The organism is Bacillus sp. RCC_6_1 (assembly GCF_041360755.1).
Classification (GTDB): domain Bacteria; phylum Bacillota; class Bacilli; order Bacillales; family Bacillaceae_G; genus Bacillus_A; species Bacillus_A cereus.
The window spans coordinates 408,133-420,925 of sequence record NZ_JBFUPV010000001.1 but is presented as its reverse complement, the minus strand read 5'-3'; the positions used below and the strand labels follow the sequence as shown (position 1 = coordinate 420,925).

The window sequence follows — 12,793 nt, the reverse complement described above, 5'->3', positions numbered from 1 at the left end:
CTAATGATTTAAAAATTCAAAAAAATCAAAAATTAAAATAATAATTATATTAATGATTAGAGTAAAAATAAGGGGAATGGAGAAATTATGGAGAAAGACACTGCTTTGTAAGGGGCATATTTTATCATCTTGAGCAGAGAGGAGGATGCATAGCATATTGTAAAATATAGAGATAAACAATGAAAAAGTGCTATGCAAATGAAGAGCATGAAGGGACGTTTAAGGCCAGGTGATACGGTAGCAATTGGTTTAATGCTATTTGCATTATTTTTAGGAGCAGGAAATTTAATTTTTCCGCCAGTTTTAGGTCAACAAGCAGGAGAGAATGTTTGGATTGCTACAATAGGATTCCTTGTAACGGGAGTCGGATTACCCCTACTAGCTGTAACAGCTGTCGCGTTTGTAGAGGGGGACTTGAAAGCGCTATCTTCTAGAGTCCACCCTATATTTGCGTTTATTTTCCCATTGATTAGTTATTTAGCAATTGGACCATTTTTCGCGATTCCTCGTACTGGAGCTGTTTCGTTTGAAATGGGTATGAAGCCTTTTTTATCAGAGGCAATGGTTTCAGAGTGGTACATGCTATTTCTTTTCACGATAGTTTTCTTCGGAATAACGTGGTATTTATCATTAAATCCATCTAAATTAGTGGATTGGTTCGGAAAGTTTCTTACACCATTATTAGTATTAATTGTGGCTGTTATTGTCGGAAAGGCAATTATTGATCCAATTGGAGAGCCAGCTGCGCCGTTAGCTGCTTACAAAGAAAATGCTTTCTTTGGTGGATTTATTCAAGGATATTTAACGATGGATGCAATTAGCGCGCTCGTATTCGGAATTGTCGTTGTACAAGTTATCCGCTCTAAAGGGATAAAAGAGAGTAGTCAAATTGCAAAAATAACAGTAGTATCAGGTATTATTGCTGTACTTGGTTTAACGTTAATTTATTTATCACTTGCTTATCTTGGTTCAACAAGTACATCACTTGGTATCTCAGAAAACGGTGGTCTTATTTTAACGAATGTTGTAAATGAGCTATATGGGACGAGTGGTAAAATTTTATTAGGGCTTGTTATTATACTCGCTTGTTTAACAACTTCTGTTGGGTTAACATCTGCGTGTGCGGGTTTCTTTACAAACTTATTCCCAAAACTTTCGCATAAAACGATTGTAACAATGGTATGTGTATTTAGTTTAATTGTATCTAACCTAGGTTTAACACAATTAATCGCAGTAACATTACCTGTGTTAATGATCATTTATCCAGTTGCAATCGTATTAATTGTACTTTCGTATTTCCATAAGTGGATTGGGAAGCGTAATACAATTTATATTGGAGCTATTTTAGGTGCATTGTTAATTAGTTTCTTTAACGGTTTAGAAAGTGCGAAAATTAAAATTGACGCGATTTCTAATGTACTACAAATGTTACCGTTATATAACGAAGGAATCGGATGGTTAATTCCATCATGTATTGGCGGGATTCTCGGTTTCTTCTTCTATAAATCAAATGAATCAAGTGAATTACAAAAGAAAGGTGCTTAGGCACCTTTCTTTTTTTGAAGGGGATTTTTGTATTTTGTCTAAGTAATAAGTGGGGGGGGAATGATAAATGGCTAATTTTGAAGATTTTTTAAATTTGGATTTGAGAATTGGAACTGTAATACATGCAGAGGAATTTAAAGAAGCGAGAGTACCAGCGATTAAACTAGCAATAGATTTTGGAGAAATCGGGATAAAGCAGTCAAGTGCTCAAATTACGAAAAGGTATAGTCCAGAAGATTTAATCGGTCAACAAATCGTTGCTGTTGTAAACTTTCCACCAAAGCGTGTAGCTGGATTCAAATCAGAAGTACTTGTGCTTGGTGGTGTTCCTGAAGCTGATGATGTTGTGTTACTTCAGCCTAATATGGAATTGCCAAATGGAACAAAAATTAGCTAGGGTGAAGGTAGGGGCTAATATGGATATCGGACGAGAATATTTGCAATGTGCGATTTCGAACTTTAAAGCAACAAAGAAACAAGGGGAACGGGCACTTTCTCAATTATCATATGAACAAATACAATGGTCTTCTCATGAAGAAACAAATAGTATAGCGATTATTATTAAGCATCTGCACGGTAATATGCGTTCTAGATGGACGGATTTTTTAACGTCTGATGGTGAAAAAACAGATCGTAATCGAGATGGTGAATTTGAAGGATGCTATCACTCAAAAGAAGAAACCCTTATAGCTTGGCAAGAAGGATGGAAATATGTTTTTAATACGATGAATACTTTAACGCCGGAACACTTATTGAAGACGGTATACATTCGCGGTGAAGCACATACTGTCATGCAAGCAATTGAAAGGCAAATTGCTCATTATGCATTGCATATTGGTCAGATTATTTACATTGGGAAGATGTTAAAAGAAAATGAGTGGGAATGTTTAAGTATTCCGAGAGGTCAGTCTACGCGTTCTGTAGAGAAAAAACGTTCAACATAATAATAAGAAAGAAACCGATAAAAAATGGGAAAAAAGAAAGTCAGCCAAATAATAGATGGTTCTGTAATCATAAGAATACTGCCAAAAATAAGTCCATATATAATAAGAAAGAAATTGAAAAGTGTATTCACAGGGAGAAATCGTGAGATAAACACTTGCTGTCGTTTAAAACAATCACTGTGAAATAAATAAAAGCGGAAGTACCATGTGGCTGTAATAAGGTCTTTCTTTCTCACAATTCTTTTTTTGCATGTATGACAGATAAATGGTGGTTGCATTTCATTACGCTCCATTTTTTATTTTCATAATAATGTGAGACAAAAGTAGGTACAAAGTGTATGTTCCTATATACGCTCCTGCAATAAGGAAAAATGGATTCAGTAAAATTCCATGAATGCTCGTCATGAAAACTAAATCTTGTATTAAAACATCGTATATATTAATGGAAATAATTATACCGAGTACATACAGTGCCAAGTACGCAGAAATATGTAGCACAATAGCGATTTTTGGTTGCTTAGCGGACAAATAAAAAATGAATGATAGAGCGATTGGTAATATTCCTATTAATAGCTTCAATTCATTTCACCTCATTAACAATATAGCCGAAATTTTAACGGTCTATTCTCTAGGGCTTGTACATAACTTGAAATAGAGAGGTGATAGTATGAATCGGGGCTTTTTTTTTATGAAGTTTACAAGTATGCGTAAGTTAGTTTTATTTGTTATTACTACAATGCTAGCGACTTTTTTTCTTATTAGTATGATGGTAACCTCTATGAAAGAGACAAAGTCAACGTATTTATATAATTGGTTAAATGAGTTATCGATGAATGGTTACATGTATGTACTTGGAAAAGAGAATCATTATTTTACACAGGAGTATCGAAATTTGAATCAAGATTTTTCAATTTCTTCTTTTCTCTTTTCTATGGCTACAAATATTCGCTTTAATGATGTACGCAGTTTCGTCGGGAAAGAGCTCCCGGGGTTTGGTAAGTACGATACAGAAATTGTTATTGCGGGTGAGGGTACAAATTATTCTAACTTACCGATAGAGTCGAGTGTTCCTCTTGAAGAAGTGGTGAAGGAACGGACTAGTGGAACTGGACAAGTACCTAAACAAGATACGAGTAAAGAGAAAAAACAGCCGTCCCAAACGACTGGGAAGAGACAAGTTGCGTTTATTTATCATACACATAGCTGGGAATCTTATTTACCTTTACTTAACTTAACGAATGACCCGAATCCGAATAAAGCAACGAGTTCTGTATCGAATATTTCTATATTAGGAGATCGTTTCCGTGAACAACTAGAAGGTGAAGGGATTGGAGCTACTAACGATAAGAGTGATGTTGGTCAAAAGTTAATAAGTAAAGGTTTAAACAGTAATAGTTCGTATAAAATGTCACGAGAAATTGTGCAGCAAGCTATGGCTGGAAATAAAGATCTTCAATACTTTTTTGATTTGCATCGTGATAGTGCCCGAAAGAATGTAACGACAAAAACAATTGGAGATAAGTCATATGCAAAGCTTGCATTTGTAGTAGGGAAAGGAAATAAAAACTATGAAAAAAACTTACAATTAGCGACAGCTTTACATGAGGCGATTAATAAGAAATATCCAGGAGTGAGTCGTGGGGTCATTCAAAAAGGGTTCCAGACAGGAAATGGAATCTATAATCAAGACCTATCAGGACAAGCAATATTAATTGAAGTTGGCGGTGTAGATAATACAGAGGAAGAATTGAATCGATCAATTGATGCACTTGCTAAAGCATTTGGTGAATATTTTTGGCAGGCAGAAAAAGTGAATGGATAAAGTGAAACGTGAATTAGCCAGGACATCTATCGATAATTATTAGCGCACTTCAATCTTGAAAAAACGTAAGTGTAATGCTTGCGTTTTTTCTTTGTAATGGTGAGACGTCACAGAATAGACATAATTTGTCGTTGTTATAGTAATATCGAAATTTGTCAATTTATAGTAGGAGATTTACAAAGGAATTTTCGGGAAAGTAGAGAAAATCTTTTTATAAGGAAAACTTTTTATTATGAAACTGGTAGGGTGATTGAAGTGATTAGGGAAATCGAAATAGAAGATGCAGCATCATTTTTGCAATTAAGTAAGCAATTAGATGAAGAAACGAAGTTTATGCTATATGAACCAGGAGAAAGGAAAACTACAGCTGAGCAACAAGAAAAAATGATCCATCGATTTATGGAAAATGAATATGCAACAATATTTGTAGCAGTTGAAGATGAGAGGATAGTAGGTTTTATATTAGTGAATGGAAATAACATTCAAAGAAAGAGGCATGTGGCAACCATTGTAATTGGTATTTTGCAAGAGTATAACGGGCGAGGTATTGGAACGAGATTGTTTAAAGAGGTTGAGAAGTGGGCAAAATTACATGATGTATGGCGTTTAGAATTAACAGTAATGGCCCACAATACAAGAGCTCAGGCACTATATAAAAAAGCTGGATTTGAGAAAGAAGGTGTCAAAAAAGCTGCTCTTATTATCGATGGAAAGGGCATCGATGAGTATGAAATGGCCAAATTATTAAAATAAGAGGTCGTTATATGAAAAAAAGATGGGCACTACTTGGTATTGTAGCTGCAATAATTATTATTGGAGTAGCAGGAATCAATTATAAAATGTATAAGGATAAGCAGGCGCGGGAAGTAAGTGTAAATAGCATATTTCCGAAAGCGAAAGAAACGATTGCTAATATGGATGGGGATATTGCGGTAATTAATAATCCGAATTCAATGCTTGTACTTGTAAATAAAAGTAGGCGTTTACCAGATGGGTATAGACCGCCAGATTTAGTTATTCCGAAAGTGCGCTACTCAAGTGAAGGTGATCAAGAAAAGAAAAAGATGAGAAAAGAGGCAGCGAGGGCGCTTGAGGATATGTTTCAGCAGGCTGACAACGAGCGTATTTTTCTTTTTGCAGTTTCTGGATTTAGATCTTTTGATCGACAAAAAGCATTAAATACGATGTATAAAAAACAAGACGGGGAAGCAAAAACAGCAATGTCTAGCGCGGTTCCTGGCACAAGTGAGCATCAAACTGGACTAGCTATGGATATTACGTCTCAATCTGCTAAATTTCAGTTAGAGACGGTTTTTGGGGAAACGAAAGAAGGTCAGTGGCTTTCTGAAAATGCCCATAAATTTGGTTTTGTTGTTCGATACACAAAAGCGAAAGAAACGATTACGGGTTATCGGTATGAACCATGGCACGTAAGGTATGTGGGAAATCCACAAGCTACATATTTGTATGATAATCAACTGACGCTTGAAGAAGTAACAGAGTAAATGATTGAGGGGAGAGACGTATAATGACGATGTTATATAAGAAAAAAGTACATGCATATATTACAAGAGAAAAAGAGGGGGTTATGCAATTACTTGTTTTTAAACATCGTGATATACATGAAGCTGGTATTCAAGTGCCAGGAGGAACGGTTGATGAAGGTGAAACGTTAGAAGCGGCTATATTGCGTGAAGTACAGGAAGAATCCGGATTGCGTCATTTATGCATAGAACGTTTTTTAGCAGATTACATCATACATATGAAAGAAAAACAGGAATATGAAAAACGCCACTTTTTTCATGTAACTTTACTAACAGATGTAAAGGATACTTGGGAACATATTGTAAGTGCTGGTGAGGAAGATAAAGGATTAGTATTTTGCTACGAATGGGTTGATATTGCAAAATGCCCTGAATTAGCTGGGAAACAAGGTGAGTTTTTACATTTGTTAGATGAAGTATACGCACAGTAATGTAAGAGTCTGAAGCGAAGTTTAATCCGTTTCAGACTTTTTTTATTTTTCGGGAAATTAAAGGTGTTTAAATAAGGAAAGTGAATTTCTTTAAAGGAATATTAATTTAGGATGTGTTGAGGTGAAAAAAATGAAAAAGTAAGGGGTATACGCTAAAAAAGTTCATATAAGGGAGAATATAAATGGAAATTCAGTTTAATCCAATCTTAAAAAAGGAATTAACAATTCAAGATATTCAAAATGAAATGGAATCAGGAAAGTTAACTTCAAAAGAGCTAGTGATGTATTATCTTTATAGAATCGCAAAGTATGATCAAAACGGACCGAAAATCAATTCAATTTTAGAAATCAATCCAGATGCAATTTTTATTGCAGAAGCGTTAGATTATGAAAGAAAGACAAAAGGTATAAGGGGTCCATTACATGGAATACCTGTTTTGCTTAAGGATAATATTGAAACGAATGACTCCATGCATACAAGTGCAGGTACAATAGCTCTAGAACAAAATATAAGCAGTGAAGATGCATTTCTCGTTACTCAACTGCGAGAAGCAGGAGCGGTGATAATAGGAAAAACAAATATGACAGAATTAGCAAATGCAATGTCTTTTGAAATGTGGGCTGGATATAGTGCAAGAGGTGGTCAAACAATCAATCCATACGGAACGGGCAAGGATCCTATGTTTGTTGGCGGATCTAGTACAGGATCTGCAATAGCAGTTGCTGCTAACTTTACAGTAGTATCTGTTGGAACAGAAACCGATGCTTCTATTTTGAGCCCCGCTGTTCAAAATTCTGTAGTAGGTATTAAACCGACTGTCGGTTTAATTAGTCGTAGAGGAATTATTCCATTTACTTATTCGCAAGATACAGCTGGACCATTTGCTAGAACGGTAACCGATGCTTCTATTTTGCTAGGGAGTTTAATTGGGGTAGATGAGAAAGATGTTGCTACTCATAGAAGTGAAGGTAGGGCAGAGCATGATTATACAAAATATCTTGATGTTAATGGCTTAAATGGAGCGAAGATTGGTGTGTTTAACGCTGCACCAAAAGATTATTACGAAAATGGTGAGTATGATGAAATCTTGTTTAAGGAAACGATCCAAGTATTACGTAATGAAGGAGCGACAGTAGTAGAAAATATTGATATTCCTTCTTTTCATAGAAAATGGAGTTGGGGAGTTCCGCTTTATGAACTGAAGCATAGTTTAGATAACTATCTTTCTAAATTACCTTCTACTATTCCGGTACATTCTATTTCGGAGTTAATGGAGTTTAATAAAAACATAGCAGAAAGAGCTTTAAAATATGGACAAACCAAGTTAGAGGGAAGAAAAGACTTTCCAAATACGTTACGAAATCCAGAATATTTAAATGCGAGATTAGAAGATATATATTTTTCTCAAGAACAAGGCATTGATTTTGCATTGGAAAAATATAATCTTGATGCGATACTGTTTCCTTCCTATATAGGTTCTACTATATGTGCGAAAGCGGGTTATCCGTCTATAGCAATACCAGCAGGGTATATGGAAAGCGGGAGACCTTTTGGAATTACGATTGCAAGTACTGCCTTTAGTGAAGGGATATTAATTAAGCTAGCTTATGCTTTTGAACAAGCGACAAAGCATAGAAAAATCCCCAACTTATCATGAATAGAATAAACAAAGAGGACAGGAATCCCTGTCCTCTTTGTTTTAGTGATTAAAGTGAAATATCGTTCTGCTCTGTCTTATGATATTTTAATAAACTAAAAGATAAACAAGCGGAACATAAAATAAGAATAGAAGCGATGATATAAATTGTACGAACACCGAACATATCAGTAATAATGCCAATGCTAAGCATAGATAGTCCAGAGGCTGTTGAAAGAAGTGCACCATGTGCTGTATACATTTTGGATAATAAAGCAGGGGCGACACTTGATTGTAAAACAGTCGTTTGGGAAATATCTCTAATTTGATAACATGGTCCCATTAGAACACATAGAAAAAGCGCAATAAATCCGCTACTTGTCATACCGTATAAAAATGTAAGAATACTAAACATAAGAGAGCCAATCGACATAGATCGTATTAAATTGTTTTGAATATAGGAACTCATTTTCCAGGCTAATAGACCACCGATTAATGTGCCAACATAATAACTTGTATTAATATATCCCCACCATTCTTCGCCCTTATGAAGGATAGTCGTAACGTATGCCATCGTAATAGCACCAATCCATATTGTCCCTGCGAAAGTTTCGATTAAGTCCATATATGTAACGGTACGGAGAGAAGGATTTTGAAATAGGAGTTTCCAACCTTCCAATAAAACAGTACTTTTGGAAGAGGGAGAATCTGCTATTCTTTCAGTATGTATGGAACGTAATGAAAAATGTAATGCAATGCATCCGAAAATCATTAAAATGTTATTAATCATGAGTGTAGAAGTAGCGCCAATGAGAAGAACGACAATACTCGTAAATGAATAAGCAACGGCTTGCACAATTTGTGTTGAAAAGGAAAAGATACTATTTACTTTTACTAATTTTTCTTTCGGTGTAAGGCGCGGGAGAATACCGTATAATAACGGAGCACTCCACCCACTACATAATGAAATGACAAAAATAAAAGTTAATAGAGCTATAATGTTTGTGGATAAGACCGGGAACAAAATCATTAATAATAGTAAAAAGACTGTTTTCAGCCATTGGAGCGTATATAACAGCGTATAAGATGGAAAACGATTTATTATAAGTGGTGCAGAGATGTTAGCAATTAGATTTGTGATAACTTGTAATAATGGAAAAAGAGCAGTAATAGTAGCTGATTTAGTTGCTATATAAATATGAGTTGTAATAATCATTACATATACGATGTCAGCGAGAGTAATGCATATTTTGGAACCTAAATAGTAGATTAGTGACAGGTTTCTCAATAAGATTATCACCTCTATAAAAAATAGTGTTTAGTAATTAGAATAATTGTAATTTAAAAATTAAAATTTTTAAAGAATTTAATTTTTTGTCACTTTTTGAAAGGGATTTTCATGTATAATGAAGAATATATTGATATAGTATTATATTAATGATCATTGTAACAGTGAGTATGTACAATAGCTTGTAGCAAACGCCCAAGTGTAAGAAAGGGCGGATAAACCATTCTTTTCTTCATATACATATAGAAAATGAGAAAGAAAGTGAGGGTTGCATATGGCTGCTTGGGTAATTTGGTTTATAATAGCTGGTATTTTATTTATCGCAGAAATGTTGTCGATTACATTTTACATGCTTTGGCTTGGAATTGGAGCTGTTGTCGGAGGTCTTATTGCTTTGTTTGCTCCTGATGCACTACTGTTACAAGTTACTGTTGGTGCAATTGTAAGTTTAACTTTGACATTCTTTACGAAAAGAATTTCAAAAAACTTTCGAGAAGCAAAAGGTTTTACTGATACAGTAGATATGCTTGTTGGTAAAAAAGGGATTGTTATGCAAGCGATTACAAATGAAGCGAATGGTATTGTGAAAGTGGATGGAGATACTTGGACAGCTATTGCAGATTCTTCAATTGATGCTGGAGAAAAAGTCGTTGTTATAAAGAGGCATAGTACTATATTACAAGTGAAAAAGGAGAGTGAATAAATATGGTAGCATTAACGTTAACGATTATATTCGCACTAATTGTAGTTACATTTATCGCATTAACAATTAAAATTATTCCTCAGCAAAAAGTTGGGGTTGTTGAAAGATTTGGTAAGTTTCAACGTATCATGCACCCAGGGTTAAATATTTTAATACCAATTGTAGATCGTGTTCGTGTATATCATGACTTACGTATTCAACAAACGAATGTACCACCGCAAAAGGTAATTACGAAAGATAATGTTCAAGTAGAAATTGATACTATTATTTTCTATCAAATTGTTGAACCAGAACTTGCGACATATGGTATTTCAAACTATGAATATGGTGTTCGTAATATTACTTCAGCAACGATGCGTCAAATTATCGGTAAAATGGAACTGGATGAAACGTTATCTGGTCGTGAAAAAATTTCAACAGAAATCCGCTTAGCGCTTGATGAAGCAACAGAAAAATGGGGCGTACGTATTGAACGTGTCGAAGTTGTTGATATTAACCCGCCAAAAGATGTGCAAGCATCAATGGAAAAACAAATGAAGGCTGAGCGTAATAAACGTGCGATTATTTTAGAAGCTGAAGCAGCAAAGCAAGATAAAGTCCTTCGTGCTGAAGGGGAAAAGCAAAGTAAAATCTTGATGGCTGAAGGGGATAAAGAAGCGCGTATTCGCGAAGCTGAAGGTATAAAAGAAGCAAAAGAATTAGAAGCGCAAGGGGAAGCAAGGGCAATTGAAGAAATCGCAAAAGCAGAACAAAATCGTATTGAATTGCTTCGTGAAGCGAATTTGGATGAGCGTATACTTGCTTACAAATCATTTGAATCATTAGCTGAAGTTGCAAAAGGACCAGCAAATAAAGTCTTTATTCCGTCTAATGCAATTGAAACACTTGGTACTCTTGGGGCAATTGGAGAAATATTTAAAGAAAAACAAGTGAAGAAACTACCTTCAAATGATACAGGAAAAGAACAATAAAAGTGAGGAAGAGAAATGGGATACCATTTCTCTTTTTTTTGCGTATATTCCGAAAAGCTTGTACATATCCATGTATAAAGAAGGTGATGCAGTGAAAAAGTATGCAACTCGAATACATGGGAAGAAACTGATTTCGTTACTCCTTTTATATGCGCTAATAGTAATTATGATAGCGTCGATTTTGACGTCATTTTTACATACAATGAAATCGAATTATGCAAATCAATGGTTTGGAAAAGTATCGATGCAAGGTTTTGTTCAAATGATAGAAAGTGAGAATCGCTATTACGGATTTGATTATTTTAAGAAGAATAAAAGAGAGTCAGTTGGAAATTTAATGTTCTCTATTGCGACAGATTTGAAAATTAAAGATTTAAGAACATTCGTCGGTAAAGAAGTACCTGGTATGTCAAAGTATTATTCTAATATTATCGTAGCTGGGGAAGGGACAAACTTGACGAATATCCCAAATGAATCTAGTGTACCGATTGAAGAAGTAACGAAAGAACGGGAAGTAGCAAAAGATAAAGTTACAGAAGCGGAAAAGAATAATCCGGTTCAGAAAAAGAACGGAGCGAAAAAAGGTGAAAGTGCAGTATATATTTATCATACACATAGCTGGGAATCCTTCTTTCCATTATTACCAGGGGCTACGGATCCATCAAGTCCAGATGTAAATGTGTCCTTACTAGGGAAACGTATGAAAGAGCAACTTGAAGGACAAGGAATTCCGGTAGTTCACGATAAAACGAATATGGGTGATTTATTAGCGAGTAAAAAATGGAAATGGCCGCAATCATATAAAGCGTCTCATGAATATGTAAAAGAAGCATTAGCACAAAATAATAAAATTGCGTTTCCAATTGATATACACCGTGACGATCAGCGTAAGAAAGTAACAACAAAAGTAATTAACGGAAAATCGTATGCAAGATTATATTTTATAATTGGGATGGAAAATGAAGGCCGTGCTGAAAATGAAAAAATTGCAAGAGCGATCAATAGTTATTTAGATGAAAACTACTACGGATTAAGTAGAGGGATTTTTCCCAAGTATAAAAAAGATGGAAATGGCGTTTATAATCAAGATTTATCGAAAAATGCGATGTTAATTGAAGTTGGTGGTGTTGATAATACGTTAGATGAATTATATAACACAATTGATGTGTTAACAGAAGCGTTTAGTAAATATTATTGGAATGATGCGGAGAAAGTGAATGGATGAGGGACGGGAGACCGTTCCTTTTTTATTTTCGAATCTTAAAAAGTGATATAATGGAATTTTATGAATGTTAAATAAAGGGAGAGAGAAACATGCAAATACTACTAATACGCCACGGAGAATCAGAAGCTGATATTTTACATGTGCATGAAGGTCGAGCTGATTTTGAGTTAACTGACAAAGGGAGACAACAAGTACAAAGACTTGTACAGAAAGTGAAAAAAGATTTTGCGCCAGATTTCATTTGGGCAAGCACATTAAAACGCGCTCGTGAAACGGGTGAAATATTAGCAGAAGCAATTGGTTGTCCAATTCAATTAGAAGAGGAATTAATGGAGTTTAATAATGGAGTGCAAGCAGGCTTATCATTTGAAGAAGCAAAGAAATATCCAGAGCCAAAGTTTCTTCATGACCGTTTTGAAAACGGAGAATCATTTATTGAGTTTCGAATGAGAATAGAAGGAATCTTTTCTAAAATTATGATAGAGAATACATATGATCGAATTGCAATTGTTGCCCATGGAGGCGTAATTAATAGTCTATTACGTGCATTTTTCAAAATGCCAATTTCAATGGACTACTATTTCAAAATGGGAGATACGGGAATAAGTTTAATTGAAATTGAGGGTGAACAAAAAACGGTGCATTTCATTAATGATACGAATCATTTGGACGGGATGTAAAGA

At 34.9% G+C, this 12,793-nt stretch carries 15 protein-coding genes; 12 read left to right on the top strand and 3 right to left on the bottom strand.

Annotated elements, in window-relative coordinates:
- The first annotated feature begins 207 nt into the window (after window positions 1-207).
- The 3 genes from brnQ4 (at window position 208) to AB6801_RS02060 (ending at window position 2,489) form a co-directional block, all read left to right on the top strand.
- On the top strand, window positions 208-1,545 hold the full coding sequence (brnQ4, locus tag AB6801_RS02070; RefSeq protein ID WP_011110049.1) for a branched-chain amino acid transport system II carrier protein BrnQ4: 1,338 nt from the start codon (window positions 208-210) through the stop codon (window positions 1,543-1,545).
- Between the two features lie 67 nt (window positions 1,546-1,612).
- Window positions 1,613-1,942 carry a chaperone CsaA gene (csaA, locus tag AB6801_RS02065; RefSeq protein ID WP_001263015.1) on the top strand — a complete coding sequence of 110 codons (330 nt, stop codon included), beginning with the start codon at window positions 1,613-1,615 and terminating at the stop codon, window positions 1,940-1,942.
- Complete coding sequence (locus AB6801_RS02060; RefSeq protein ID WP_000435829.1) at window positions 1,923-2,489, top strand: DUF1572 domain-containing protein; 567 nt, start codon at window positions 1,923-1,925, stop codon at window positions 2,487-2,489. Before csaA ends, AB6801_RS02060 begins: the two co-directional genes overlap by 20 nt.
- Here the strand turns inward: AB6801_RS02060 and AB6801_RS02055 are convergent.
- Together AB6801_RS02055 and AB6801_RS02050 are read right to left on the bottom strand one after the other, a co-directional pair.
- A complete protein-coding gene (locus AB6801_RS02055) occupies window positions 2,450-2,767 on the bottom strand; it encodes a hypothetical protein (protein WP_002098535.1) in 318 nt (105 codons plus the stop codon). The genes AB6801_RS02060 and AB6801_RS02055 overlap by 40 nt on opposite strands.
- A 4-nt stretch (window positions 2,768-2,771) precedes the next feature.
- The gene (locus AB6801_RS02050; protein WP_000770734.1) at window positions 2,772-3,068 is read right to left on the bottom strand and encodes a hypothetical protein; all 297 of its coding nucleotides are present in this window, start codon (window positions 3,066-3,068) and stop codon (window positions 2,772-2,774) included.
- An 88-nt stretch (window positions 3,069-3,156) separates the two neighbouring features.
- Here AB6801_RS02050 and spoIIP (AB6801_RS02045) point away from each other — a divergent pair, with 88 nt between their 5' ends.
- The 5 genes from spoIIP (AB6801_RS02045) to AB6801_RS02025 all read left to right on the top strand — a co-directional run bounded on the left by spoIIP (AB6801_RS02045) (window position 3,157) and on the right by AB6801_RS02025 (window position 7,944).
- The gene (spoIIP, locus tag AB6801_RS02045) at window positions 3,157-4,311 is read left to right on the top strand and encodes a stage II sporulation protein P (protein ID WP_001079280.1); all 1,155 of its coding nucleotides are present in this window, start codon (window positions 3,157-3,159) and stop codon (window positions 4,309-4,311) included.
- 255 nt (window positions 4,312-4,566) lie between these two features.
- Complete coding sequence (locus AB6801_RS02040; protein WP_136986782.1) at window positions 4,567-5,064, top strand: GNAT family N-acetyltransferase; 498 nt, start codon at window positions 4,567-4,569, stop codon at window positions 5,062-5,064.
- 11 nt (window positions 5,065-5,075) lie between these two features.
- Complete coding sequence (locus AB6801_RS02035; RefSeq protein ID WP_000747647.1) at window positions 5,076-5,816, top strand: M15 family metallopeptidase; 741 nt, start codon at window positions 5,076-5,078, stop codon at window positions 5,814-5,816.
- 23 nt (window positions 5,817-5,839) lie between these two features.
- Window positions 5,840-6,286, top strand: coding sequence for an NUDIX hydrolase (locus tag AB6801_RS02030; RefSeq protein WP_000178285.1), 447 nt, complete (start codon window positions 5,840-5,842; stop codon window positions 6,284-6,286).
- 182 nt (window positions 6,287-6,468) lie between these two features.
- Window positions 6,469-7,944: an amidase family protein gene (locus AB6801_RS02025; protein WP_000405402.1), complete on the top strand. Its 1,476-nt coding sequence runs from the start codon at window positions 6,469-6,471 to the stop codon at window positions 7,942-7,944.
- A gap of 49 nt (window positions 7,945-7,993) precedes the next feature.
- On the opposite strand, the gene AB6801_RS02020 is transcribed toward AB6801_RS02025, so the two are convergent.
- Window positions 7,994-9,211, bottom strand: a complete 1,218-nt coding sequence (locus AB6801_RS02020) for an MFS transporter (protein ID WP_001245230.1) — start codon at window positions 9,209-9,211, stop codon at window positions 7,994-7,996.
- Window positions 9,212-9,485: 274 nt separating this feature from the next.
- On the opposite strand from AB6801_RS02020, the gene AB6801_RS02015 reads away from it, so the two are divergent.
- The 4 genes from AB6801_RS02015 (at window position 9,486) to AB6801_RS02000 (ending at window position 12,790) form a co-directional block, all read left to right on the top strand.
- Complete coding sequence (locus AB6801_RS02015; protein ID WP_000741974.1) at window positions 9,486-9,914, top strand: NfeD family protein; 429 nt, start codon at window positions 9,486-9,488, stop codon at window positions 9,912-9,914.
- A gap of 2 nt (window positions 9,915-9,916) precedes the next feature.
- Window positions 9,917-10,885: an SPFH domain-containing protein gene (locus AB6801_RS02010; RefSeq protein WP_000226253.1), complete on the top strand. Its 969-nt coding sequence runs from the start codon at window positions 9,917-9,919 to the stop codon at window positions 10,883-10,885.
- The gene (gene spoIIP / locus AB6801_RS02005; protein WP_000613905.1) at window positions 10,863-12,110 is read left to right on the top strand and encodes a stage II sporulation protein P; all 1,248 of its coding nucleotides are present in this window, start codon (window positions 10,863-10,865) and stop codon (window positions 12,108-12,110) included. Before AB6801_RS02010 ends, spoIIP (AB6801_RS02005) begins: the two co-directional genes overlap by 23 nt.
- Before the next feature lie 89 nt (window positions 12,111-12,199).
- Window positions 12,200-12,790, top strand: a complete 591-nt coding sequence (locus AB6801_RS02000; RefSeq protein ID WP_001166433.1) for a histidine phosphatase family protein — start codon at window positions 12,200-12,202, stop codon at window positions 12,788-12,790.
- Window positions 12,791-12,793 lie beyond the last annotated feature (3 nt).